This window comes from Rhodococcus sp. W8901 (genome assembly GCF_013348805.1).
GTDB lineage: Bacteria > Actinomycetota > Actinomycetes > Mycobacteriales > Mycobacteriaceae > Prescottella.
On sequence record NZ_CP054690.1, the window covers coordinates 4,120,060 to 4,143,874 of the forward strand.

Annotated in this window: 23 protein-coding genes; 10 read left to right on the forward strand and 13 right to left on the reverse strand. The window is 70.2% G+C overall.

What is annotated here, in order from left to right:
- Positions 1–8: 8 nt before the first annotated feature.
- On the reverse strand, positions 9–656 hold the full coding sequence (locus HUN07_RS19280) for a CoA transferase subunit B (RefSeq protein WP_114721912.1): 648 nt from the start codon (positions 654–656) through the stop codon (positions 9–11).
- Complete coding sequence (locus HUN07_RS19285) at positions 653–1,399, reverse strand: CoA transferase subunit A (RefSeq protein WP_114722007.1); 747 nt, start codon at positions 1,397–1,399, stop codon at positions 653–655. Before HUN07_RS19285 ends, HUN07_RS19280 begins: the two co-directional genes overlap by 4 nt.
- A gap of 185 nt (positions 1,400–1,584) precedes the next feature.
- Between HUN07_RS19285 and pcaH the strand changes: the two genes are divergently transcribed.
- The 6 genes from pcaH (at position 1,585) to HUN07_RS19315 (ending at position 7,567) form a co-directional block, all read left to right on the forward strand.
- A complete protein-coding gene (gene pcaH / locus HUN07_RS19290; protein WP_114721911.1) occupies positions 1,585–2,307 on the forward strand; it encodes a protocatechuate 3,4-dioxygenase subunit beta in 723 nt (240 codons plus the stop codon).
- Positions 2,300–2,944, forward strand: a complete 645-nt coding sequence (pcaG, locus tag HUN07_RS19295; protein ID WP_174911973.1) for a protocatechuate 3,4-dioxygenase subunit alpha — start codon at positions 2,300–2,302, stop codon at positions 2,942–2,944. Before pcaH ends, pcaG begins: the two co-directional genes overlap by 8 nt.
- Positions 2,945–2,957: 13 nt before the next feature.
- Positions 2,958–4,316, forward strand: a complete 1,359-nt coding sequence (pcaB, locus tag HUN07_RS19300; protein ID WP_254622602.1) for a 3-carboxy-cis,cis-muconate cycloisomerase — start codon at positions 2,958–2,960, stop codon at positions 4,314–4,316.
- The gene (gene pcaDC / locus HUN07_RS19305) at positions 4,313–5,500 is read left to right on the forward strand and encodes a bifunctional 3-oxoadipate enol-lactonase/4-carboxymuconolactone decarboxylase PcaDC (RefSeq protein ID WP_174911977.1); all 1,188 of its coding nucleotides are present in this window, start codon (positions 4,313–4,315) and stop codon (positions 5,498–5,500) included. Before pcaB ends, pcaDC begins: the two co-directional genes overlap by 4 nt.
- Positions 5,501–5,580: 80 nt before the next feature.
- Entirely contained in the window at positions 5,581–6,363 is a 783-nt protein-coding gene (locus HUN07_RS19310; RefSeq protein ID WP_254623022.1) for an IclR family transcriptional regulator domain-containing protein, read from the forward strand.
- Positions 6,356–7,567, forward strand: coding sequence for an acetyl-CoA C-acetyltransferase (locus tag HUN07_RS19315; RefSeq protein WP_174911980.1), 1,212 nt, complete (start codon positions 6,356–6,358; stop codon positions 7,565–7,567). Before HUN07_RS19310 ends, HUN07_RS19315 begins: the two co-directional genes overlap by 8 nt.
- A 95-nt stretch (positions 7,568–7,662) precedes the next feature.
- On the opposite strand, the gene HUN07_RS19320 is transcribed toward HUN07_RS19315, so the two are convergent.
- From HUN07_RS19320 to HUN07_RS19330, 3 genes are all read right to left on the reverse strand, one after another.
- Positions 7,663–8,589 (reverse strand): NAD-dependent epimerase/dehydratase family protein, encoded by a 927-nt coding sequence (locus HUN07_RS19320; protein WP_174911982.1) that lies wholly within the window; start codon positions 8,587–8,589, stop codon positions 7,663–7,665.
- A 135-nt stretch (positions 8,590–8,724) separates the two neighbouring features.
- On the reverse strand, positions 8,725–9,912 hold the full coding sequence (locus HUN07_RS19325; protein ID WP_114721904.1) for a 4-hydroxybenzoate 3-monooxygenase: 1,188 nt from the start codon (positions 9,910–9,912) through the stop codon (positions 8,725–8,727).
- 115 nt (positions 9,913–10,027) lie between these two features.
- Positions 10,028–10,744 carry an IclR family transcriptional regulator gene (locus tag HUN07_RS19330; protein ID WP_174914884.1) on the reverse strand — a complete coding sequence of 239 codons (717 nt, stop codon included), beginning with the start codon at positions 10,742–10,744 and terminating at the stop codon, positions 10,028–10,030.
- A gap of 178 nt (positions 10,745–10,922) precedes the next feature.
- Here HUN07_RS19330 and HUN07_RS19335 point away from each other — a divergent pair, with 178 nt between their 5' ends.
- The gene (locus HUN07_RS19335) at positions 10,923–12,206 is read left to right on the forward strand and encodes an MFS transporter (RefSeq protein WP_114721903.1); all 1,284 of its coding nucleotides are present in this window, start codon (positions 10,923–10,925) and stop codon (positions 12,204–12,206) included.
- Between the two features lie 66 nt (positions 12,207–12,272).
- On the opposite strand, the gene HUN07_RS19340 is transcribed toward HUN07_RS19335, so the two are convergent.
- The 4 genes from HUN07_RS19340 to rfbD all read right to left on the reverse strand — a co-directional run bounded on the left by HUN07_RS19340 (position 12,273) and on the right by rfbD (position 16,002).
- Positions 12,273–13,049 (reverse strand): SGNH/GDSL hydrolase family protein, encoded by a 777-nt coding sequence (locus HUN07_RS19340; RefSeq protein ID WP_114721902.1) that lies wholly within the window; start codon positions 13,047–13,049, stop codon positions 12,273–12,275.
- 64 nt (positions 13,050–13,113) lie between these two features.
- Entirely contained in the window at positions 13,114–14,193 is a 1,080-nt protein-coding gene (locus HUN07_RS19345; RefSeq protein WP_174911984.1) for a sugar phosphate nucleotidyltransferase, read from the reverse strand.
- Complete coding sequence (locus HUN07_RS19350) at positions 14,190–15,107, reverse strand: glycosyltransferase family 2 protein (RefSeq protein WP_174911986.1); 918 nt, start codon at positions 15,105–15,107, stop codon at positions 14,190–14,192. Before HUN07_RS19350 ends, HUN07_RS19345 begins: the two co-directional genes overlap by 4 nt.
- Positions 15,108–15,141: 34 nt before the next feature.
- On the reverse strand, positions 15,142–16,002 hold the full coding sequence (gene rfbD, locus HUN07_RS19355) for a dTDP-4-dehydrorhamnose reductase (RefSeq protein WP_174911987.1): 861 nt from the start codon (positions 16,000–16,002) through the stop codon (positions 15,142–15,144).
- Between the two features lie 186 nt (positions 16,003–16,188).
- Here rfbD and HUN07_RS19360 point away from each other — a divergent pair, with 186 nt between their 5' ends.
- Both HUN07_RS19360 and HUN07_RS19365 read left to right on the forward strand, forming a co-directional pair.
- Complete coding sequence (locus HUN07_RS19360) at positions 16,189–17,688, forward strand: LCP family protein (protein ID WP_174911990.1); 1,500 nt, start codon at positions 16,189–16,191, stop codon at positions 17,686–17,688.
- A 40-nt stretch (positions 17,689–17,728) separates the two neighbouring features.
- Positions 17,729–18,439, forward strand: a complete 711-nt coding sequence (locus tag HUN07_RS19365) for a TIGR03089 family protein (protein WP_174911993.1) — start codon at positions 17,729–17,731, stop codon at positions 18,437–18,439.
- Here HUN07_RS19365 and HUN07_RS19370 read toward each other — a convergent pair.
- From HUN07_RS19370 to HUN07_RS19380, 3 genes are read right to left on the reverse strand one after another with little or no spacing between them, the layout of a single operon-like run.
- Positions 18,424–18,783 (reverse strand): hypothetical protein, encoded by a 360-nt coding sequence (locus tag HUN07_RS19370; protein ID WP_114721898.1) that lies wholly within the window; start codon positions 18,781–18,783, stop codon positions 18,424–18,426. The two genes, HUN07_RS19365 and HUN07_RS19370, sit on opposite strands and share 16 nt — an antisense overlap.
- A 55-nt stretch (positions 18,784–18,838) precedes the next feature.
- Positions 18,839–21,283 carry an FtsX-like permease family protein gene (locus HUN07_RS19375; RefSeq protein ID WP_174911996.1) on the reverse strand — a complete coding sequence of 815 codons (2,445 nt, stop codon included), beginning with the start codon at positions 21,281–21,283 and terminating at the stop codon, positions 18,839–18,841.
- Positions 21,283–22,038 carry an ABC transporter ATP-binding protein gene (locus tag HUN07_RS19380; protein WP_174911999.1) on the reverse strand — a complete coding sequence of 252 codons (756 nt, stop codon included), beginning with the start codon at positions 22,036–22,038 and terminating at the stop codon, positions 21,283–21,285. The genes HUN07_RS19375 and HUN07_RS19380 overlap by 1 nt, the downstream gene beginning before the upstream one ends.
- Before the next feature lie 258 nt (positions 22,039–22,296).
- Between HUN07_RS19380 and HUN07_RS19385 the strand changes: the two genes are divergently transcribed.
- The gene (locus tag HUN07_RS19385) at positions 22,297–23,046 is read left to right on the forward strand and encodes an endonuclease domain-containing protein (protein ID WP_174912002.1); all 750 of its coding nucleotides are present in this window, start codon (positions 22,297–22,299) and stop codon (positions 23,044–23,046) included.
- Between the two features lie 77 nt (positions 23,047–23,123).
- On the opposite strand, the gene HUN07_RS19390 is transcribed toward HUN07_RS19385, so the two are convergent.
- The gene (locus tag HUN07_RS19390; protein ID WP_174912004.1) at positions 23,124–23,813 is read right to left on the reverse strand and encodes a response regulator; all 690 of its coding nucleotides are present in this window, start codon (positions 23,811–23,813) and stop codon (positions 23,124–23,126) included.
- Between the last annotated feature and the right edge of the window lie 2 nt (positions 23,814–23,815).

Genomic DNA, 23,815 nt, shown 5'->3' on the forward strand with positions numbered 1-23,815 from the left:
CGGTGAAGCTAGACCAGCAGCTTCGCGGCGGTCGCGGCGACGACCTCGTCGACGCTGATGCCGGGGGCGGTCTCGACCAGGCGCAGGCCCTCGTCGGTGACATCGAGGACGGCCATGTCGGTGATGATCCGCTGCACGCACGCCTTGCCGGTGAGCGGCAGGGTGCATTCGTCGAGGATCTTCGACTCGCCCTTCTTGGACACGTGCTCCATCATCACGATGACGCGCTTGGCGCCGTGGACGAGGTCCATCGCGCCGCCCATGCCCTTGACCATGTGGCCGGGGATCATCCAGTTGGCGAGATCACCCTTGGCGCTGACCTGCATCGCGCCGAGGACGGCGACGTCCACCTGACCGCCGCGGATCATGCCGAACGACTGCGACGAGTCGAAGTACGACGCGCCCGGCAGGACCGTGATGGTCTCCTTGCCGGCGTTGATCAGCTCGGGGTCCAGTTCGTCCTCGGTGGGGTACGGCCCCACGCCGAGCACACCGTTCTCGGAGTGCAGGACGACGGTGATGTCCTCGGGGATGTAGTTCGGCACCAGCGTCGGCATGCCGATGCCGAGGTTGACGTACTGGCCGTCGGCGAGTTCCTGGGCGACCCGCGCCGCCATCTGCTCGCGGGTCAGCTTCTGCGCAATAGCCTGAGTCATGCTCGTACCGTTCGCTTCTCGATTCCGACAGTGACCTTGCCCACGTGCACGACGCGCTGCACGTGGATGCCCGGGGTGTGGATCTGGTCCGGGTCCAGCTCGCCGGGCTCGACGAGGTGCTCGACCTGCGCGATGGTGATCCGGCCCGACGCGGCGGCCGGGGGGTTGAAGTTGCGGGCGCTGCGGCGGAACACGAGGTTGCCGTGGCGGTCGCCCTTCCATGCGTGGACGAGGGCGTAGTCGGCGGCGATGCCGCGTTCCATCACGTAGGTCTGCCCGTCGAACTCGCGGGTCTCCTTGACCGGGCTCGCGACGGCGATCCCGCCGTTGCCGTCGTAGCGGCGGGGCAGCCCGCCCTCGGCGACCTGGGTGCCGACGCCGGCCGGGGTGAAGAACGCGGGAATGCCGGCGCCGCCGGCGCGCAGCCGCTCGGCGAGCGTGCCCTGCGGCGTCAGCTCCACCTCGAGCTCGCCCGAGAGGTACTGCCTCGCGAACTCCTTGTTGTCGCCCACGTACGAGCTGATGGTCCGGCGGATACGACCCTTCTCGAGCAGCACACCGAGGCCGAAGCCGTCGGTGCCACAGTTGTTGCTCACCGTCTCGAGATCCGTGGCGCCCTGCTCCAGCAGCGCGTTGATGAGGATCTCCGGCACTCCGACCAGGCCGAATCCACCGACGGCGATCGTCGCGCCGTCCGGCACGTCTGCGACGGCCTCGGCCGCTGTGGCAATGACTTTGTCCATCATGCAGGCCAGCATACGACGACTCGTGCGTATTGTGAACCATTGTCCGCATAACGAACACGAGCGCGGCGGATCATTGATTGCGCCACAGAAAGCCACTAGCGTGTTCGCATAGCGTCCTGATGTCCACCTAGCGAACAATCTCGATTCCCCCTCACCCACCGCCCCCACTACGAGGTCGTCACATGCTTCATCTGCCCCCGCAATATCGGCCGGTCAGCACCGGCGTGAATGCCCCGCCGGACTTCGCGGACTACAAGACCACCGGGCTCCGCAGCCCCCGGCAGCCGCTGAAGCTGCTACCGCAGCGACTGGGCGAGCTCACCGGACCGGTGTTCGGCGAGGACCGCGTGCAGCCCGGCGACGCCGACCTGACGATCGCGAACGGCGGCGAGGCCCAGGGCCAGCGGATCGTCGTGCACGGTCGGGTGCTCGACAGCAACGGCAAGCCCGTCCCGAACACGCTGCTCGAGGTGTGGCAGGCCAACGCGGGCGGCCGCTACCGGCACATCGGCGACAACTGGCCCGCGCCGCTCGACCCCCACTTCGACGGCATCGGCCGCTGCGTCACCGACGCCGACGGCCACTACACCTTCACCACGATCAAGCCGGGCGCGTACCCCTGGCGCAACCACGACAACGCGTGGCGGCCGTCGCACATCCACTTCTCGCTGTTCGGTCAGGCGTTCACGCAGCGCCTCGTGACGCAGATGTACTTCCCGGACGATCCGCTGTTCTTCCAGGACCCGATCTACAACGCGGTCCCCGCCGCCGCCCGGCACCGGATGGTCAGCGTCTTCGACTACGACGCGACCGTGGCCGACTGGGCCCTGGGCTTCCGTTTCGACATCGTCCTGCGCGGACGCGACGCCACCCCGTTCGAGGACGACGAGGATCACGATGACTGACACCGCCCCCAAGAACACCGCACCGATCTACGACGTCACCCCGGGCGACTTCACCACCGCCGAGTTCGGCGTCACCCCGTCGCAGACGGTGGGCCCGTACTGGCACATCGGTCTCCCGTGGGCGGACGGCCCGGACGCCGCGCCCGAGGGCGCACCCGGCCGGATCACGCTGCGCATCACCGTCATCGACGGTGATCGCGTGCCGGTCGCCGACGCGATGATCGAGACCTGGCAGGCCGACGCCGTGGGCCGCTTCGCCCACGCCGACGATCCGCGCGGCGCTGCCGAGCCGGTTCCGGCGGGATTTCGGGGCTTCGGCCGTGCCGGGGCCGACGAGACGGGCACCGCAGCGATCCACACCGTCAAGCCGGGACCGCTGCCCGCCGAGAACGACACCGTCGAGGCCCCGCACGTCAACGTGGGCGTGTTCGCCCGCGGCATGCTCGAGCGCCTGTACACCCGGCTGTACTTCCCGGAGGACACCGACGCGCACGCCGTCGACCCGGTCCTGACGTCACTGCCCGAGTCGCAGCGGCCGAAGCTGATCGCGCGCAAGACCGACGACGGCTACAGCCTCACGGTCTATGTTCAGGACAGCGATCCCGACGGCGTCGAGACGCCGTTCTTCGAGCTGTGACCAGGAGCATTTCGTGACCCACACCCGCGGTGAACTGTTCGATCCCCTCTTCGGCGCCGGCGGCGAGCCCGCTCTCGCCGAGGAGATCTCGGACCACGCCTGGGTTGTGGCGCTGCTCCAGGTCGAGGCCGCCCTGACCCGGGCGGCCGCGACCGTCGGACTGGTGTCGGCCGAGCACGCGGCGACGGTCACCTCCGTCGCCGCGGCGCTCGGCGCGCCGGACGGGATCGACATCGCCGACCTCGGCCGCAGATCCGCCGCCGGCGGCAATCCCGTGATCCCACTGGTCCGCCTCCTCCGGGCGGCCTGTGCCGCCGAGGGGGTTCCGGCCTCGGCCGTGCACGTGGGCGCCACCAGCCAGGACGTCATGGACTCGGCGCTGATGCTGTTGTCGCGCAGGGCGGGCCGTCGGGTGCTCGCCGATCTGCAGGCGGCGGCGAACGCCGGTGCCGAACTCGCGCGAGCGCACCGCGACACACCGATGGTGGCGCGCACGCTCGGGCAGCAAGCCCTGCCGACCACGTTCGGCGCGCTCGCGGTGTCCTGGTTCACCGGCCTCGACGACGCGACCGCGCAGCTCGAGCGCGCCCTGTCCGCGCTGCCCGTCCAGTTCGGCGGTGCGGCGGGCACTCTCGCGGCCGTCCACCCCCACGGTCTCGCGATGGCCGAGGCCCTCGCGGACGAACTGGGCCTGGCGCAGCAGGTCGTTCCGTGGCACACCACCCGGACCCCGATCGCTGCCCTGGCGTCCGCGCTCGGCGTCGCCGCGGGAGCGATCTCCAAGCCCGCCACCGATATCACCGCGATGGCCTCGACCGAGTTCGGCGAGGTCGCCGAGGACGCACCGGGAGGCTCGTCGGCCATGCCGCACAAGCAGAACCCGGTCGCCGCGATCACGGCTCGCGCCGCCGCCCGGCGGGTGCCGGGACTGGTCGCGACGGTCCTGTCGTCCATGGACCACGAGTTCGCGCGGGCCGCGGGCGCGTGGCACGCCGAATGGGAGACGCTCACCGATCTGCTGCGCCTCACCGGCGGGGCGGCGCACCGGCTGGCCGCGAGCCTCGGCGGACTACGCGTCCACGGCGACGCGATGGCACACAACCTCGATATCACCGGCGGGCTCATCCTCGCCGAACGGGTCACCGGAGCACTGTCCGCGCACACCGACTCGGCGCGCGACATCGTCACCGCCGCAGCGGCTTCCGGAGTCCCGCTCGACCGGGCGCCCCAGATCACGGCCCACCTGTCCGCCGACGAACTGCGCGACCTGCTGGATCCGTCGAACTACCTCGGCCACGCCGGCGACCTCGTCGACCGTGCGCTCGCCGCCCGGACCACACAGACCGACCGAACCTTCGGAGGACTCGTATGACCCAGGACGGGCCCTGCGCCCTGCACTACGAACTACACGGCGACCCCGCCGCCCCGCCGGTCCTGCTGCTCGGTTCGCTGGGCTCGGACCTGCACATGTGGGATCCCCAGATCCGTGCGCTGTCGAGCCGCGCCCACGTGATCGCGGTCGACCACCGCGGCCACGGCGGCTCCCCCGCTCCCGCGGGCCCGTACACGATGGCCGATCTCGGCGGCGACGTCATCGCACTGCTCGACACGCTCGGCCTGGACGCGGTGCACTTCGTGGGCCTGTCCCTCGGCGGGGCCGTCGGACAGTGGCTGGCGGCGCACCACCCGCAGCGCGTACAGACGCTCACGGTGATGTGCACGGCCGCGCAGTTCGCCCCGGCCCAGCCGTGGCTCGATCGCGCGGCCGCCGTCCGCGCCGACGGCGTCGCATCCATCGCCGAGTCCGTCGTCGGACGCTGGTTCACCCCCGAACTGGCGCAGCGTGATCCGGAGCTCGTGTCCCGCCACGTCACGATGGTCTCCGGTACCACGAACGAGGGCTACGCCGCGTGCTGCGAGGCGCTGTCCTCGTGGGACGGCCGCGCCGACCTCGCCCGGATCGTCGCGCCCACGCTCGTGATCGCCGCGGAGCAGGACGGCCCGACGCCGCCGTCGGCGCTGCAGTCGATCGCCGACGGCACCGCCGGTGCCGAACTCCACGTCGTGTCCCCCGGCGCGCATCTCGCGAACGTCGAGCAGGCCGGCGCCGTGACCCGGCTGATCGAGGCGCACGTCGCGGGCTCGACGCCGGTGGGTGTGGCCCGCCGCGCGGTGCACGACGTCGGAATGTCGGTGCGCCGCTCGGTCCTCGGCGACGCGCACGTGGACCGCGCGATCGCGGGCAGCACCGCGTTCACCGACCCGTTCCAGGACTTCATCACCCGCACCGCGTGGGGCGACATCTGGGCCCGCGACGGCCTCGACCACCCCACCCGCCGCCTGCTGACGATGGCGATCCTCACCGCGGTCGGCAACGAACACGAACTCGACATGCACATCCGGGCCGCGCTGCGCGCGGGCATGGACCCGGACCTGCTCGTGGAAGTATTCCTCCATACCGCGGTGTACGCGGGTGTGCCGAACAGCAACCGGGCCTTCGCGCTCGGCAAGCAGGCCCTCGCCGACCTGGCGGGTGCCACCGAGGGGAGTACCTGACAGTGAGCAACTCGAGCGGGAGCAACTCGAGCGGGAGCAACTCGAGCGCGACCGAACCGACCGCGGCCTCGACGGATTACGTGCAGTCGCTCGCACGCGGCCTGTCCGTCATCCGGGCGTTCGACGCCGAGAACCCGCAGCGCACGCTCAGCGACGTCGCCCGGGCCACCGATCTCACCCGCGCGACGGCCCGTCGGTTCCTGCTCACCCTGGTCGAACTCGGCTACGTCCGCACCGACGGCTCGGTGTTCTGGCTGACCCCCCGGGTCCTCGAACTCGGCTACAGCTACCTGTCGAGCCTGTCTCTGCCCGACATCGCCCGACCGCACCTCGAATCGCTGTCGAACCAGGTCCACGAGTCGACGTCGGTGTCGATCCTCGACGACGGCGACGTCGTGTACGTCGCGCGCCGGCCGGTCAGCCGCATCATGACGGTGTCCATCACGATCGGGACCCGGTTCCCCGCGTTCGCGACGTCGATGGGCCGCGTCCTGTTGGCCGGGCTCGAACCCGCCGACCTCGACGCCTACCTGGACCGCGTCGACCTGACCCCGCTCACCGGCCGCACCATCGCCACCCCCGATGCGTTGCGCGCCGAACTCGACAAGATCCGGGCCGACGGCTACTGCGTGGTCGACCAGGAACTCGAGGAGGGCCTGCGTTCCCTCGCCGCACCGATCCGCGATCGGTCGGGCGCCGTGGTCGCCGCAGTGAACATCTCGACGCAGGCCGCGCGCTACTCGACCGAGGCGGTGTACGCCACGCTCGTCCCCGCCGCCGTCGCGACCGCAGAGGCCATCTCGGCCGACCTCGCCCGCACCCAGACTCAATCATCACCGCACCAAGGAAAACGACATGTCTGACGCAGTCATCTGCGAACCGCTCCGCACCCCCGTCGGCCGCTTCGGCGGCGTCTTCCGCGACGTCCCCCCCGAGGATCTCGCGGCCACCGTCATCACCGAACTGGTCACCCGCACCGGCATCTCCGGTGCCGACATCGACGACGTGATCCTCGGCCAGGCCTCCCCCGGAGGCGAGGCCCCGGCCATCGGCCGCATCGCGGCCCTCAATGCCGGACTGGGCGTGGACGTTCCGGGTCTGCAGGTGGACCGCCGCTGCGGCTCCGGCCTGCAGGCGATCATCCAGGCCGTGATGCAGGTGCAGTCCGGCGGCAGCGACCTCGTCCTCGCCGGCGGCGTCGAGTCGATGAGCCAGGCCGAGTTCTACGCCACCGGCATGCGGTACGGCGTCCGCGGCGAATCCCTCGCCCTCAACGACCGCCTCGCCCGCGCCCGCGTCACCGCCGGCGGCCGCAACTACCCGGTGCCCGGCGGCATGATCGAGACCGCCGAGAACCTGCGCGCCGAGTTCTCCATCAGCCGCGAGGACCAGGACGCCCTCGCCGTCCAGTCGCACCAGCGCGCCGTCGCCGCGCAGCGCGGCGGCATCTTCGCGCAGGAGATCGTCCCCGTGTCGGTGCCGCAGCGCAAGGGCGATCCGCTGGTCGTCGACACCGACGAGCACCCGCGCGCCGACACCAGCGTCGAGTCGCTCGCGAAGCTGCGCCCGATCCGCGGCAAGGTCGACCCCCAGTCCACCGTCACCGCCGGCAACGCCAGCGGCCAGAACGACGGCGCCGCCATCGCCATCGTCACCACGCCGGAGAAGGCGAACGCCCTCGGCCTGCGTCCGCTCGCCCGGCTCGCCAGCTGGGCCGTCGCCGGTGTGCCGCCGCGCACAATGGGCATCGGCCCGGTGCCGTCCACCGAGAAGGCCCTCTCGCGGCTCGGTCTGTCGCTGGCCGACATGGGCGTCATCGAACTCAACGAGGCGTTCGCCGCACAGGCTCTCGCGGTGACCCGCACGTGGGGTCTCGAGCCCGACGACCCGCGCCTCAACCCCAACGGCTCCGGCATCTCGCTGGGCCACCCCGTCGGCGCCACCGGCGCCCGCATCCTCGCGACACTGCTGCGCGAGATGGACCGTCGCGAGGCCCGCTACGGCCTCGAGACCATGTGCATCGGCGGCGGCCAGGGCCTGGCCGCGGTGTTCGAGCGCCTGGACTGACCCGAGCCTGACCCGAACCTGACCCGAGTACGACCTGACTACGACAAGGGCCGGTTCCACCGAATCATTCGGTGGAACCGGCCCTTTCGCGTATGTCAGCCCGCAGTCGCGGCCTTCACGATGTCGTGCATCTCGGCGATCGCCCGCGCGCAGTCGTTCCGCGTGTAGGCCAGCAGTTCGACGTCGGCGGCGGCCGGCTCGTACGAGATGACGTTGCCGCGGCCCTGCACGATGAAGCTGTCGGGCAGCAGCGGATGCTCCTCGTCGCGCTCCTCGATGACCCGGTCGCCACCGGCGGCGTCGACGAGCAACTGGAAGTACTCACGGAAGGTGAGGTTCTGGTCGCCGATCAGGTACGCCTTGCCCGACTCGGCGCGCTGCAGCGCACCCCAGATCGCCTCGGCCAGCGAGCCCGCCGACAGATAGTTGGTGCCGCCCGCGGGCGCGAAGTCCGGAATCTGCGGCTCGTTGCCGGCCGCCCACGAGAACAGCTTGCGGTAGCGCTTGGCCGACACCCCGCTGATCGCGCCGAGGATCGACGGCGGGTTCAGGGTCGAGACGTTGAAGTTGTCGTCAGCCAGCGCGCGGGCGCCCTCGTCGGCCGCCTGGCGCGCCGCGACGTACGGCATCGTCTCGGCGTACTCCGGCCGCAGGTGGTGGTAGTAGCTGCCCACCTGGACGAACCGGGCGACGCCGGCCTCCTTGGCCAACGCGGCGAACCGCGGCACGCCGCCGGTCTGGGTCTTCTCCCAGAACTCGGCCTCGGCAGCGGCATCTGCGACCCGACCCATGTGCCGGATGTCCTGGCCCGCCGCGAAGACGATGCCCTCGAACGGCGCCAACTGCGCGGCGGTGAAGGTCTGTTCGGTGTAGTCGCCGAGCAGCACCGGGAACTCGCGCACCGGTGAGTCGTCAGCCAGCGGGTTGCGCGCGGCGACGGTGACGTCGTTGCCCTGCTCGCGGAGGTGAAGTGCCGCGTGGGCACCGATCATGCCGGTGCCGCCGACGATCAGGATCTTCATGGAAAGCCTCTTCTGTAGGTGCGGTGCTGCAATTTCCGAACCTACGGAACGTCGACTCCACCACATCACGGCTTTCCCGGACAGCGAGAAATGCGCCGCCCCGGGTTTCGGGGCGGCGCATCGCTGCCGTGCGAATCAGCCCAGCGGGGTGCCCACGTAGTTCTCGGCGATCAGCGTGCGACCGGCGACCGAGCGGGTCACCATGTCGAGCTCGGCGACCTGACGCTTGTGGTCGAAGCCGGACGCGTCGGGCAGGCGGTGCAGCATCGAGGACATCCACCACGAGAAGTGCTGCGTGCGCCAGATCCGCGGCAGCACCGTCTCGGTGTAGCGGTCGATCCGGCCGCGGTTGCCGGTCTCGAAGAACTCGGCCATGCCCTTCGACAGCTCGTACACGTCGGCGACGGCGAGGTTGAGGCCCTTGGCACCGGTCGGCGGCACGGTGTGGGCGGCGTCGCCCGCGAGGAACAGGTTGCCGTGCTGCATCGGCTCGCACACGAAGCTGCGGAACTGCAGGATCGACTTCTCGAAGATCTTGCCGTCCTTGATCTCCGCACCCTCACCGTCGACGCGGGCGTGCAACTCCGACCAGATGCGGTCGTCGGACCAGTTGTCCACCGAATCGTCCGGATCCACCTGGAGGTAGTGGCGCTGGACCTCCTGGGTGCGGGTGCTGATGAGCGCGAATCCGCGCGGGTGGTTGGCGTAGATCAGTTCCTCGGACGACGGCGGCGCCTCGGCGAGGATGCCGAACCACGCGAACGGGTACTGGCGGAAGTGGTCCTGGCGGATGGACGGCTCGGGGATCAGCTTGCGGGTCTTGGTGCGCGAGCCGTCGCAGCCGCCGACGAGCGCACACCCGAGCTTCTGCTCACTGCCGTCCGCGTCGGTGTAGGTGATGTACGGGTTGTCGGTGGTGTGGTCGTGGACCTCGACGTCGGAGACGCCGAACCGGATTTCGCCCCCGTCCGCGATGCGCTTGGCGATGAGGTCCTTGAGGACCTCGTGCTGCGGGTAGACCGTGACCGCGCGTCCGTCGGTGAGTTCGTCGAACGCGATCCGGTGGCCGCGGCCGCCGAAGCGCAGTTCGATGCCGTGGTGCTCGAGGCCCTCGGCCTTCAGCCGGTCGCCGAGACCGGTCGCGGTCATCAGGTCGACGGTGTTCTGCTCGAGCACACCGGCACGGATGGTGCCCTCCACCTCTTCCCGGGTGCGCGCCTCGAGAACGACGGACTCGATGCCGCGAAGGTGCAGGAGGTGGGACAGCATCAGTCCGGCCGGGCCGGCGCCGACGATGCCGACCTGAGTGCTCGAGTGGGTCATACGGTTACTCCTCGGTAGATCGTGATGGCCACCACTGTTCCCGCGGCCGATCCGTTGCAACACCTCGACTTTCACTCAGTGAAAGACCAATCCCATGGGGTCGGAGAGATCTCGGTCACGCCAGGCCGCGGGAGACGCCTCGCGCGGCGGCCCGCAACGCGGGGATGAGAGGGGTCGGATCCGCCGACGCGGCCACCACGACGGAGATCGACGCGGCCACCTCCCCGCCGGCCCTGAAGACCGGAGCGGCGACCGCGAGCGTGCCGATGTTGAGGTGCTCGCGGCACACGATGAAACCCTTGCGGCGGATCTGATCGAGGGTGGATCGCAGTCGATGCTCGGTGGTGATGGTGTTGGGCGTGAATCGCTCGAGCCCGGCAGCGAGCACCTCACCGAGGAGTTCCGTCCCACCGTGCGCGAGCAGAACCAGCCCGCCACTCGATGCGTGCAGCGGCAGCCGACCGCCCGCGCGCCCGACCACAGCGACCGCCCCACGTGCGGAAAGTCGCTCGATATAGAGCGCCTCGAGGCCCTCGCGGACGATCAGTTGGACGTTCTCGTGCGTGGCCTCGTAGAGGTCCTCGAGGTAGGGCATCGCCACCTGCCGGAGCCCGTGCGCCCTGGGCGCGAGGGCGCCGATCTCCCACAACCGGACACCGATCTCGTAGCTGCCGTCGGCAGCGCGTTCGAGCGCGCCGTTGTCCGCCAATTGGATGCACAACCGGTGCACGGTCGGCAACGGCAGACCGGTTCGCCGACTCAGGTCGGACTGCGTCATCCGCGGTCGATCCACAGAGAAGGAATTCAGTATTCGGAACGCCCGACCGAGCATGCTGCGGTCGATCTCGCCTTCGTCGATCACCTGTCCAGTGTGGCCGGACCACACGCCGACGGGGCCACCAACCCACCGGTTCGTGGCTTGACATTCACATGTGACCCACCAAACAATGGCCGAGTTCTGAAATTGAACGGTGGTTCGTATTGCGAACACCTTGGCTTCTGGAGATCGAATGAGCACCATCGAACGACCCGCGACACGCGGTCGCGCCGCGATGTGGGTCGCCCCACTGTGTTGGATCGCCGTCCTTCTCGACGGATTCGATCTCGTGGTCCTGGGTGCAGTCATCCCCTCACTGCGCGAGTACGGCGACTGGAACCTGAGCACGAGCGCGATCACGACAATCTCGACGTTCGGGCTCGTCGGCATGACGATCGGCGCGCTCGTCATCGGCACCCTCACCGACGTCATCGGACGGCGCCGGGCACTGATCTACGCCGTCGCGGCGTTCTCGATCCTGACCCTGCTGTGCGCGGTCGCCCCGAATCCGTTCATCTTCGGTCTGCTCCGCTTCCTCGCGGGCGTCGGACTGGGTGGCGCACTGCCGACCGCCCTGGCACTGGTCAACGAGTTCTCCAAGAAGCAGGGTGGCGGATCCGCGTCCACGATGCTGATGACCGGGTACCACGTCGGCGCCGTCGCCACCGCGGCCCTGGCCCTCGTGCTCATCGACCCGTTCGGCTGGCACTCGATGTTTGTCGTCGGCGCGGCACCGGCCATCGTGCTGATCCCGCTGATGATCAAGTACCTGCCGGAGTCGCCCTCGTACCTGCTGTCCAAGGGCCGCCGCGAGGAAGCTGAGGCCATCGCGGCACAGTACGGTCTCGCGCTCGAGGCCGCGACGGCCGCCGACGCGCCCGTCGCCACGGCCACCGATCCCGTGAAGACGCTCTTCTCGCCCAAGTTCCTGCGGAACAGCATCGCCATCTGGGTCACGTCGTTCATGGGTCTGCTGCTGGTGTACGGCCTCAACACCTGGCTGCCGACGATCATGCGTGAGGCCGGCTACGAGCTGGGCGCGGCCCTGACCTTCCTGCTGATCCTCAACGCCGGCGCCGTCGTCGGCCTGCTCATCGCGGGCCGCGTCGCCGACAAGGTCGGCCCCCGCACCGCGGCCATCGTGTGGTTCACCGGCGCTGCCATCTTCCTCGCGCTGCTCAGCATCGACGTCGCCGGCGGCATCTACGTGATGGTGTTCCTGGCCGGCTGCTTCGTGTTCAGCGCCCAGGTTCTCGTGTACGCCTTCACCAGCGCCAACCATCCCGCGAACATCCGCGCGACCGCGCTGGGCTGGTCGGCCGGCGTCGGACGCGTCGGCGCGATCTGCGGCCCGATCCTCGGCGGCGCGCTGCTCGGCGCCGGATACGCGGTGCCGTGGGGCTTCTACGCCTTCGCGTTGGTCGGCCTGATCGGCCTGGTTGCGATCTCCTCGACCCGCAACCTCGGTACCGACTGACGGACCTGACATGAGAGAAGGCCGACCGGGATTCCCGGTCGGCCTTCTCTCGTCGGTCGGTATCCGCTAGCGAATGGGCGCGAGCGCGGGCCGCTTGGCGCTGACGCCGTCGCCCGACGACGTGCCACGGACGCGCCGGCCGATCCACGGAATCAGGAATCCCCTGGTCCACTCGAGATCGGCGCGACGCTGGGAGGCCTTGTCGGTGGGCAGATCGGGACCCAGCGGATCCATCACGATGTGGTGCTCGACGCCGAGCGTCTCGAGCACCCGGATCGCCATGTTCTGGTGGCCCGGCGTGGACATGTGCAGCCGGTCCCAGTCCCACATCCGCAGATCCTGGTACTCGTCGAAGCGCCAGAAGTCGACGAGCTTCGCGCCGTGCCGATCCGCGACCTCACGGACCAGCTCGTTGTAGACGGCCGAGCGGCCACGGATCTTCGAGAACACCGCAGACCAGCCCGCGTCGTACGCAGTCCACACCAGCACGGTCGCGCCGGTCGCGGTCAGCTTGCCGATCGCGTCGTCGTACCGCGCGACGAGGGCGTCGAGGTCGATCTTGGGGCGCATCAGGTCGTTGCCACCCGCGTAGATCGTCACCAGATCGGGTTCGAGCGCGACCGCGGCGTCGAGCTGTTCGTCGACGATCGGGCCGAGCAGCCGGCCCCGGATCGCGAGATTGGCGTAGCCGAAGTCGGCGCTGCGCCGGGCGAGCTCCTCGGCCACCCGGTCCGCCCAGCCGCGCAGGCCGTTCGGTCGGGTGGCGTCGGGGTCGCCGACACCCTCGGTGAACGAGTCACCGAGGGCGACGTACCTGTGGAAGACGGGTTCCTGCGACATCATGCTCCCAGTATTTCAGTAGCAAGACTAAGGAAGCCGGCTCAGTGCCGAATCACACGTCGCCGAATCACACGTCGGTGCTGAAGCGCACTCCGCCGTCGGGCAGCTTGACGCCGGGCCACACTCGCGCCCCGCCGATCAGTTCGCACCGCGCACCGACATCCGCGCCGTCGCCGATCACGGCGTCGCGGATCAACGCGCGCGGACCGATACGGGCGCCGAAACCGATGATCGACCGCTCGACCACGGCACCGGCCTCCACCTGGGCGCCGTCGAACAGCACCGCGCCGTCGAGTCGGGCGCCCGCGCCCACCTCGGCGCCCCGCCCCACGACGGTGCCGCCGATCAGCAGCGCGCCCGGTGCGACACCCGCGCCGGGATGGACCAGCGACTCGCCGCGCGGACCCTCGAGTGCCGGCGACGGCGCGATGCCGCGCACCAGGTCCGCGGAGCCGCGGACGAAGTCGTCGGGGGTACCCATGTCACGCCAGTACGACGTGTCGACGTGACCGAACACGCGGGCCCCGTCGGCCAGCAGGGCCGGAAACACCTCACGCTCGACCGACACCGGGCGATCCGACGGGATCTTCTCGATGATCTCGCGGCGGAAGACGTAGCAGCCGGCATTGATCTGGTCGGTCGGCGGATCCTGGGTCTTCTCCAGGAACGCCTTGACCCTGCCGTCGTCGTCGGTGGGCACGCAACCGAACGCGCGCGGATCGCCGACCCGCACGAGGTGCAGCGTCACATCGGCGTTGGTCCGGTGATGGGTGTCGAGCACCGCCCCGAGATCGGTGCCGCCCAGGACGTCACCGTTGAAGACCATGATGTTGTCCGCACGCAGGCTCGGCAGCACGTTGCGGATGCCGCCGCCGGTACCCATCGGCTCGACCTCGGTGACGTACTCGATCTCGAGTCCCAGGTCGCTGCCGTCACCGAAATGCTCCTCGAACACCTGGGCCTTGAACGACGTGCCCAGCACGACGTGCGTGATCCCGGCCTGCTTGATCCGGGCCAACAGGTGCGTGAGGAACGGCACCCCGGCAGTGGGGAGCATGGGCTTGGGGGCGGACAGCGTCAGCGGACGCAGCCGGGTCCCCTGACCCCCGACCAGAATGACGGCATCGGTCGCCGAAGCAGTTGTCATGCTTTCCCCTCAATCTCGATCTCTCGACGCTCGTTCTGCTTGCGCTCGTCTTCCCGGCGCTCCCGAACCGCTGCCGCGACCGCGAGCTTCGAACGCAAGGCGAGTCCACCCCGCAGAGCCCACCGCAGCGGGGCCTGCCACCACGCGGGGTGGCGATCGGCCTGGAAGCGGTAGGCGCTCTGATGATGGGCGGGCAGCATCAACTCGGGATGCCGGCCCGCGGCATGGCCCTTGGCATGGGTCACCTCGGCCGACGGCACGAAGACGTTGAGCCAGCCCGCCTTACCGAGCCGGTCACCGAGGTCCACATCCTCCATGTACATGAAGTAGCGGGAGTCGAAGCCGTCGATCGAGTCGAACGCGACCCGGCGCAGCAGCAGGCACGAGCCGGACAACCACCCGGCGGGACGCTCGGTGATGGTCTCGTTCTCCTGGAGGTACCGCTGCGTCCACGGGTTGGACGGCCAGACGGAACCGAGGACGGCGTGGCCGGCACCGGAGATCAGATCGGGCACGCGACGGGCCGAGGGGTACATGCTGCCGTCGGGTTCGCGGACCATCGGCCCGAGGGCACCGGCCCGCGGCCAGCGCGCTGCCGCGGCGAGCAGTTCGTCGATCGCGCCGGGCGACCAGCGCACATCGGGATTGACGACGACGACGAACTCGATGTCTGGGTCGATCTCGGCGACGGCGCGATTGATCGCACCGCCGTACCCGATGTTGCCGCCGGTGCGGAGCAGTCGGACGTGATCGTGAGCCGCCTCAGCGGCCTCGGGCGCCCCGTCGGTCGACCCGTTGTCGGCCAGGATGACCTGCGGGTTTTCGACCGTCGCATCGGCCAACGTGTCGAGGAAATGCTCCAGATGCTCGCCGGGCGAGTAGGTCACCGTCACCACGGCCAGCTTCGAACTCACGCGGGCAAGCGTATCCCGAAAGCCCGCATCGTCCTCATTCGAGCCGGGCCAGCGCGTCGCCCAGCGCGTCCTGCCACGGCCGCAGCGGGGTCAGACCGGCTGCAACCCACGACGCGGGCGAGAGCGCCGAGTAGGCGGGTCGCGGCGCGGGGCGCACGAACTCGGCGCTGCTGCACGGCCGGACCCGCGCGGGGTCGGCGCCCACCCCCTCGAACACGGCACGGGCAAGGTCGAACCATGTCGCGGTACCCGAGTTGGTCGCGTGCAGCGTGGTCGCGCCCCCGCCGCCGGTGCGGGCCAGTTCGAGCAGTCCGGCAGCGAGGTCCGCGGAGTACGTGGGCGAACCCACCTGGTCCGTGACCACCTGGACGGTGTCGCGGTCGCGCTCGAGCCGCAGCATCGTCGCGACGAAGTCGTTCCCGACTCCCGTGTACACCCATGCCGTCCGGACGATCTGCGCGTCAGGCAGCACCTCGCGGATCGCAAGCTCGCCGGCGAGCTTGGTCCGGCCGTACACCGTCTGCGGATCGGTGGGGTCGTCCGTCTCGTACGGCACGGCACGGTCCCCCGCACGGTCCCCCGCGAAGACGTAGTCGGTGGAGACGTGGATCAACCGCGACCCCGCACGCGCACACGCCGACGCCAGGTTCCGCGGCCCGGTCGCGTTGACCGCGGCGGCGGTCTCCTCGTCCGACTCCGCGGCGTCCACGGCGGTATAGGCCGCGCAGTTCACCACCACCGAACCGGGTTCCACCCAGGCGTCGACGGCACCGCGGTCGGTGATGTCGAGCTCGTCCGAACCCACTCCGACGATCGGAACGTCGACGAGGTCCTGTAACGCGAGCAGGCGACCACCCAACTGCCCGCGTGCGCCGGTCACCAGAATCCTCTTCACGGGTTCCGAGTCTGGCACGCCGGACAGCTGTATCGCGTGCTGCGCGCAGAACACCAGTAGCCTTGACAGCGGTTGTAATCGCGCAGTTGCTCGGATTGTGATTCGGAATGCAGTTCGGATCTGCTCGGATTTTCAAGGATCTTCAGGGAGGGGCCACAGGTGCCGCAGGAGCCCACCGCATCGGAAGTGCCGCGACCGCCAGCCCCGGTCTCGCGCATCCAGATCGCCATCGCGGTCGCTGCGGTGCTGGTGCTCGTGATCACCGGATTCGCTTGGCGCAGTGTCGACTCGCTGCGGTCGAGCCTCTCGACGATCGGCGATCTCGGACTGGGCGGCGCCAAGGACGGCGCCGTCGACATCCTGCTCGTCGGTACCGACAGCCGCACCGATGCCCACGGCAATCCGCTCAGTCAATCCGAACTCGAGTCGCTGCGTGCGGGCGAGGAGGTCGCGTCCAACACCGACACGATCGTCCTGGTGCGCGTGCCCAACGACGGCAGTTCGGCCACCGCCATCTCCATTCCCCGCGACGCGTACGTGGACGTGCCCGGGATCGGGATGTCGAAGATCAACGCCGCTTACGGCGCGACCAAGGAAACCGAGCGGCAGAAGCTGGTCGAGGACGGGGAATCCGATTCCGACGCCGAGAAGGAATCGACGCAGGCGGGCCGCGAAGCGCTCATCAAGTCCGTCGCGAAACTGACCGGCATCACCGTCGACCACTACGCGGAGATCGGTCTGCTCGGCTTCGTCCTGCTCACCGACGCGGTCGGCGGGGTCGACGTGTGCCTCAACGCGGCTGTCGACGAACCGCTCTCGGGTGCGAAGTTCCCCGCCGGCGACCAGACACTCGACGGCTCCGATGCCCTGAGCTTCGTCCGCCAGCGACACAACCTGCCCCGCGGCGACCTCGACCGGATCGTCCGCCAGCAGGTGTTCATGGCCTCGCTGGTGCGCGAGGTGCTGAGCGCGCAGACCCTCACCAACCCCGGCAAGCTGAACCAGCTCAGTTCCGCGGTGCAGCGGTCGGTGGTGCTCGACGCCGACTGGGACATCATCGAGTTCGCCACCCAGCTCAAGGACCTCGCGGGCGGCAAGGTCAAGTTCGAGACGATCCCCGTCGTCGACATCAACGCGATGACCGACTACGGCGAGTCGATCGTGCAGGTCGATCCCAAGGCCGTCCGCAAGTACGTCGCCGGACTGGTCGGTGAGGAACCCACCGAGGACAAGTCCGACCAGAGCACCACGTCCGCCGTCCCGACCGAGATGCCCGACATCGATCCGTCCTCCGTCACCGTCGACGTCTCCAACGACAGCAGCATCAGCGGTCTCGCCTCGAGCGTCGGAACGACCCTCGACGGCAAGGGCTTCGGCCTCGGCGAGGTCGGGAACAACACGGGCAAGTCCGTGACGCGATCCACCGTGTTCGCGAACAAGTCGGACAGCAAGGGCGCCCAGGCCGTCTCGGTGACTCTCGGTGGCCTGCCGATCGAGACCGACAAGTCGCTGTCGTCGGGCACCGTGCGTGTCGTCCTCGCCGGCGACTACAAGGGTCCCTCCGGAACCTCGTCGGGCTCCGGATCCGGATCCTCGGGCATCTCCAGCGCCGGCACCTCGCCCACCCCCGTCGAACCCGGTCCCGCGATCGACGCGGGCAACAACGGCCCCCACTGCGTAAATTGAGCGGTCACCACTGCGTCAACCGAGTACAGATCGGAACACCGTGCCCAACCTGACCACCGCGCTGCTCGACCCGATCCTGGCCACCGACCCGGCCGGCCCGCGGATCACGTACTACGACGACGCCACCGGCGAGCGGGTGGAGCTGTCCGCGATCACGCTGGCGAACTGGGCGGCCAAGACCGCCAACTTCCTGTGCGACGAGTTCGCGCTGATGCCCGGCGCGCGGGTCTCGGTGCTGCTGCCGGCGCACTGGCAGACCGCCGCCGTCCTGCTCGGCGCGTGGTGGGCCGGGCTCGAGGTGACGCTGGAGGCCGATCCCGACGCCGACGCGGCCCTGGTCACGGCGGATCGACTCGACGACGTCGCCGATGCGCCCGAGGTTGCGGTGCTGTCGCTGGACGCCTTCGGCCGTCCGGTCCCCGACCTGCCGGTGGGCGTCACCGACTACGCGACCGCGGTGCGTGTGCACGGCGACCAGTTCCGTCCCGGCGGTGCCGGGTCCGCGGCGCTGGACGGCCGCGGTGTCGACGATGTCCTGACAGCGGCCCGGGCGGTGGCCGTCGCGCAGAACGTGAGCGGCTCGGACCGGGTCCTGTCCACCCGTTCGTGGGCGACCACCGACGACCTGATCGCGGGACTGGTCTCGGTCCTCGCCGCCGGGGCGTCGCTGGTGCAGGTGTCGAACCCGGACGACGCGGCGATGACGCGGCGCGTCGAATCCGAGAAGGTCACCGCTCAGCTCGCGACGTAGCCGCCGTCCTCGAGTCCCGCCGCGATCTCGTATCGATTGCGGGCGCCGGGGTGACGGATCTCCTCCCACAGGTACATCAGCGCGAAAACCGCGCCGTGCCAACCCCACTGGTCGGCGTGGACGGCCTCGTGCCGGATCACGCGATCGGCGGTGTTGCCTCGCGTCAGGTAGGCGCCGCCGAGCGTGGTGCCGCCGCGACCGAATCCGCCCCGCATCCCCGAACACACGAAGATCCCGTACCGGTCGTCGAATTCGATGCGGGCCCGCCACAACCGGGCGTACCGCAGGGCCACGACGGTCACGAGGCGCGAGGTCCGACTGCCGCGAGCGGCCCGGGTCAGCATGGTCTGCCGATCCCGGGCCCCTCGCGTCGTGCTCACACACCTCACGCTAGCGTCGTCACCCGGCCAGCGCCGCCACCGGCGCGGTGCGCGCTGCCCGCCGCGCCGGCAGGATCGCGGCGAGCACTCCGGCCGCTCCCCCGCCCAGCACGATCAACGCGAGGGTCGGCCACGGCAGCGTGCCCAGCACGAGGTCGTCGAAGCCGAACACCGACGCCGATCCGGTGATGCCGAACGCGAGGCCCAGCGCCACACCGAGCGCCGACGCCACCCCGGCGATCAGCACCGCCTCCCACAGCAGCAACGACCGCAGGCCCGCGCGTGTGAGCCCCACGGCGCGCAGCAGGCCCGACTCCCGGCGCCGCTCGAGCACCGACAGCGCCATCGTGTTGCCGACGCCGATCAGTGCGATCACCACGGCCACCGACAGCAGTCCCGCCACGACCAGCAACAGCGTGTCGAGGACACTGTCGAGGGTCGCGCGCATCGCCAGCGATCCACCGACCTCGCTTCCCGGTGCCAGTTGCTCCGCGAGCGCAGTGATCTCGTCCTGCACCACACGGCGCTCGTCGTCGCTCAGTCGGTCGGCGAGCCGGATCCACATCTGGTCGGTCGTCACCTGCGACGACAGGGCCGCGAGCAGGCGCGCCTCGGTGAGGGCCGGCTGGCCCGTGGACGCGCCGACCGTCAGCTCGCTTCGTCCGACGTTGCCCGTGAGGGACACCGTCTCGCCGAGGTCGAGCCCCAGATCGAGCCGGTCGTCCGGCGACAGCAGCAGCTGGTGCGGACCGGGCAGGTCGACGTCGGTGCGCAGGGTCGCCCGGACCGCCGCGACGTCCACGCCGACCACCGGCAGCGTCCGGCCGTCGGGCAGGGAGACGTCGGCGGTGCCGAGCGGGGCCACCGCGTCCACACCCTCGAGGCCGCGGATGCGCTCGGCCAGGACGCCGGGCAGTCCGGTGCTGCCACCCGCCTCGACGCTCACGTCCACCGGGAACTGGTCGTCGACCGCGCCGGGCGCACTGGCCTTCGTCACGGCGATGCCGACGACGAGCGTGCTCGTGAGCGTGACGCCGATCAGCAGGGCCGTCGCGGTCGCCGCGGTCCGGCGCGGATTGCGGCCGGCGTTGCCGGCGGCGAGCAGTCCCACCGGCCCACCGATCCGTCCCAGCAGCGCACCGACCCGAGAGATCACCGCCGGAACGATCCGCTGGCTCAGCATCACGATCGCGACGAACGTCGCCAGACCGCCGACGCACGCGATCAGCACCTGACCGGTGGTGGCCCCCAGCGCGAGGATGCCGACACCCGCGATCAACGCGAGCGTCCCGAGGACGCGGCGCGCCCGTGACACCGCGACGGGTTCGGGCGTCGATTCGAGCGGCTGCAGCGCCGCCAGCGGGGAGACCCGGGTCGCGGCACGGCTGGGAGCCGACGCCGCGGCCAGGGTCATCACGACGCCCACCACCACGCCGACGATCACCGTCACCGGCGTCACGCTCAACCCGCGCAACGGGATCGGCACGTCCGCCGCGGCCGCGATCCGGGCCACGAGCCACGCCGTTCCGACGCCCAGCATCACGCCCAGCACCGACGCGGCCACGCCGACACCGGCCGCCTCGACCCGCACACTGCGGCGGACCTGCGCCGCCGTCGCGCCCACGCACCGCAGCAGCGCCAGCTCCTGCGTCCGCGCGGCCAGCAGCACCGCGAACGTGTTGGCGATCACGAGCGCCGCGACCACGACGGCGATGGCACCGAACGCCAGCAGGACACTCGCGAGGAGGTCGGAATCGCCGAGGAACTGCTGCGATGCCAGCTCCGCCCGGTGGACACCGGTGTCGACCGTCGCATCGGCGGGCAGCGCGCCGCGCACCCGGTCCGCGAGCTGCTGCTGCGACATCACGCCGTCGCCGGCGACCCGGATCTCGCGGCTCCCGCCGCCCGTCGTCCACGCGTCGAGCTGCCCGACCGTCGCGAAGACGGTGGTGCCGTTCATCTGCTGCGCCGTGCCGGACAGATCGACCAGCCCGACCACCTTCGCGGTGTCGCTGATCTGCGCCTCGGAGCTCAGCGTGGTGACGGTCAGATCGGACCCGATCGGCACGCCCGAACCCGCGTCCACGGCGATCTCGCCCGGCGCCTCGGGGAATCGCCCGTCGGACAGGGTCTGCCAGCGCAGTCCCGGATCGTCGGACAGCGACTGCGCCGAACCGAACGACGAGCCCTCCCCGTCGCGGCGCACCTTGACGCTCGTCGAGACGTCCTCGGTGACCGCGTGGACCCCCGGCACCGCCCGGATCGCCGCCAGGTCGTCGCTGCCGCTGACCACGACGTCCGTCGTGGCGTACTGCCCGGCAAGCGAATCCGTCACGCCCGCCTTCAACGTCGAGTTCAGCGTCAGTGTCGCCACGATGAACGCGACCGCGATCACGACCGCCAGCACCGACGCGAGGTAGCGTCCCGCATGCGCGCGCATCTGCGCCCACGCCAGCCCCCGCATCAGCGCGCCCGGCTCAGGTCGTCGGCGCCGAGGAGGCGCATCGTCTCGATCACCGAATCGGTCGTGGGACGGTCGATCTCACCGGCGATCCCACCGTCGGCGATCAGCACCACCCGATCGGCGTACGACGCGGCCACCGGATCGTGGGTCACCATCACCACGGTCTGCCCGGTCTCGCGGACACTCGAACGCAGCAGGTCGAGCACCTCGGCGCCGGTCCGCGAGTCGAGGTTGCCGGTGGGCTCGTCCGCGAAGATGACATCCGGCTGCGGCAGCAACGCCCGCGCGACGGCGACGCGCTGCTGCTGACCCCCGGACAGCTCGTGCGGGCGATGTCCGAGCCGGTCGGACAGCCCGAGCCGGCGCACCACCTCGTCACGCCAGCTGTGTTCGGGCACCCGGCCCGCCAGTCGCATCGGCAGCAGCATGTTCTCCTCCGCCGAGAGCACCGGCAGCAGGTTGAACGCCTGGAACACGAACCCGATCCGCTCACGACGGAGTTCGGTGAGTGCCTTGTCGCCCAGCGCGGTGATCTCGGTGCCGCCGATCGTCACGGTTCCCGCCGTTGCGGTGTCGAGTCCGGCGAGGCAGTGCATCAACGTCGACTTGCCCGAGCCCGACGGCCCCATGATCGCGGTGAACGCCCCGGCCGCGAAGTCCACGTCCACGCCACGCAGCGCGTGCACCGCGGTCTCGCCGGCGCCGTAGGTCTTGGTCAGGCCCCGCGCCCGCACCTTCTGGTCATCAGTTCTCATGGTTACGACGTTATGGCTGGTCAGTGGCCTTCCACATCGGAGCGCGGGGCGATCTCTCGGCGGATCGCGTCATCCCGGAGTAGGACGCCGGGTCAGCCCCAGAGCCCACTCCTGCGCGATCGCCGCGGGATCCCGCGCTGCGGCCCGAGGAGTGGGCGCTCAGGCCGAACTGTCCACAGCGCCCAACTGATCCACAGGCGAACTCCTGCGCCCGAGCCTGTAGCCGACTCCGTCACCGGGCGCCCCCAGGCTGCAGCCATGAACCACTTCGGAGTCCACACGTTCGAGGAGTTGACCGCCGCCGGGGTGCCGCCGAGCACGATCGGCAGCCGCTGTCGCACCGGCCGGTACCGGCGCGTCCTCCCCCGGGTCTACGCGACCGGCGAGCCGAAGATCCTCGAAGCGACGGTCCCGCCGAACATCCGGGCCCGCGCACCCGAGTGGCTCCGGATCCACCGCCTGGTCCTGGACCCGGCCGAGGTCGTCGAGTGCCGTTCGCTGCCGACGGTGTCGAGCACGCAGGCACTCGTCGACTGCGCGACCGTGATGCCCGCGCCCGAGTTCGAGCCCCTCGTCGACGCCGAACCGTGCCGGTCCGTGAATCCGGTGCGCGTGCGGGACCTGTGCACCGCGCATCCCGGGCGCTGGGGCAACACCGCGGCGGTGGCGCAACTGCGGGTCGCCGCGGTGCGCGCGGAGTCCGAACCCGAGCGGATCCTCGCACGGGCGTTCCACGCTCGACGCTGCCCGCTCGCCGCCAACGAAGCCGTCGGGCCGTACGTCTGCGACTTCGTCGATGCACCGGGGCGGGTGGTCGTCGAGGTCGACGGCCGCGAGTTCCACAGTGCGCCCGAGGTGTTCCGGTCCGACCGCCGACGGCAGAACTGGCTGGTCCGTCAGGGGTGGCTGGTGCTGCGGTACGCCGCGTACGACGTCCTCGAGGACTCCGGGCGGGTCGCGGACGAGGTGGTCGAGGTGGTTCGACGACGCAGGCACGCACGCCGATGACGGCGTGCGTGTCCACACCTCGAGCGTGTGCGCGGGAATCCGCGCCGAGCGCGAAGGAATGGACGCTCAGGCCGACGTCAGTCGGAGCCCAGAAGATCCTGCGGCCGCACGAGACCGATCTGGAACGCATACAGCACGGCCTGCACCCGGTCCCGCGAGCCGGTCTTCGAGAGCACCCGTCCCACGTGGGTCTTCACGGTCGCCTCGGAGACCACGAACTTCTCGGCGATCTCCGAGTTCGACAGCCCGCGCGCCATCGCCTCGAGCACCTCGACCTCGCGGGGCGTCAGGTCGTCCGGAAGCGACGGCCGCACCGCATTGCCCAGCATCGGGCCGACGTGCTGCAGCAGCTTGCGGGTGGACCGCGCCTCGATGACGGCGTCGCCGCGGTGCACGGTGCGGATCGCGTCGAGCAACTGCTCCGGCGGGACGTCCTTGAGCAGGAAGCCGCTCGCGCCCGCGCTGATCGCCGACATCACGTACTCGTCGTTCTCGAACGTGGTGAGCACCACCACCTTCGGGGACTCGTCCTGCGCGGTGAGCCGGCGGGTGGCCTCGATGCCGTCCATGATCGGCATCTGCACGTCCATCAGCACGACGTCGGCGGGGGTACGCGACAGCTCGTCGACGCCACGGGCACCGTCGGACGCCTCCATCACCACCGTCAGGTCCGGCTGCGAATCGATCACCATCCGGAACCCCGCCCGCACCAGTTGCTGATCGTCGACCAGGGCGACGCGGATCGGCCGCGCGGAGGTTTCTTCCATGT

Bases quoted from the DNA above. Each gene is read 5' to 3' on its own strand.
- HUN07_RS19315 (WP_174911980.1), top strand. From the start codon at position 6,356: ATGTCTGACGCAGTCATCTGCGAACCGCTCCGCACCCCCGTCGGCCGC.
- HUN07_RS19325 (WP_114721904.1), bottom strand. From the start codon at position 9,912: ATGACCCACTCGAGCACTCAGGTCGGCATCGTCGGCGCCGGCCCGGCC.
- HUN07_RS19375 (WP_174911996.1), bottom strand. From the start codon at position 21,283: ATGCGGGGGCTGGCGTGGGCGCAGATGCGCGCGCATGCGGGACGCTAC.
- HUN07_RS19330 (WP_174914884.1), bottom strand. From the start codon at position 10,744: ATGCTCGGTCGGGCGTTCCGAATACTGAATTCCTTCTCTGTGGATCGA.
- HUN07_RS19370 (WP_114721898.1), bottom strand. From the start codon at position 18,783: ATGCTGACCCGGGCCGCTCGCGGCAGTCGGACCTCGCGCCTCGTGACC.
- HUN07_RS19285 (WP_114722007.1), bottom strand. From the start codon at position 1,399: ATGGACAAAGTCATTGCCACAGCGGCCGAGGCCGTCGCAGACGTGCCG.
- HUN07_RS19380 (WP_174911999.1), bottom strand. From the start codon at position 22,038: ATGAGAACTGATGACCAGAAGGTGCGGGCGCGGGGCCTGACCAAGACC.
- HUN07_RS19335 (WP_114721903.1), top strand. From the start codon at position 10,923: ATGAGCACCATCGAACGACCCGCGACACGCGGTCGCGCCGCGATGTGG.
- HUN07_RS19280 (WP_114721912.1), bottom strand. From the start codon at position 656: ATGACTCAGGCTATTGCGCAGAAGCTGACCCGCGAGCAGATGGCGGCG.
- pcaDC (WP_174911977.1), top strand. From the start codon at position 4,313: ATGACCCAGGACGGGCCCTGCGCCCTGCACTACGAACTACACGGCGAC.
- pcaH (WP_114721911.1), top strand. From the start codon at position 1,585: ATGCTTCATCTGCCCCCGCAATATCGGCCGGTCAGCACCGGCGTGAAT.
- HUN07_RS19345 (WP_174911984.1), bottom strand. From the start codon at position 14,193: ATGACAACTGCTTCGGCGACCGATGCCGTCATTCTGGTCGGGGGTCAG.
- HUN07_RS19340 (WP_114721902.1), bottom strand. From the start codon at position 13,049: ATGATGTCGCAGGAACCCGTCTTCCACAGGTACGTCGCCCTCGGTGAC.
- pcaG (WP_174911973.1), top strand. From the start codon at position 2,300: ATGACTGACACCGCCCCCAAGAACACCGCACCGATCTACGACGTCACC.
- HUN07_RS19390 (WP_174912004.1), bottom strand. From the start codon at position 23,813: ATGGAAGAAACCTCCGCGCGGCCGATCCGCGTCGCCCTGGTCGACGAT.
- HUN07_RS19385 (WP_174912002.1), top strand. From the start codon at position 22,297: ATGAACCACTTCGGAGTCCACACGTTCGAGGAGTTGACCGCCGCCGGG.
- HUN07_RS19320 (WP_174911982.1), bottom strand. From the start codon at position 8,589: ATGAAGATCCTGATCGTCGGCGGCACCGGCATGATCGGTGCCCACGCG.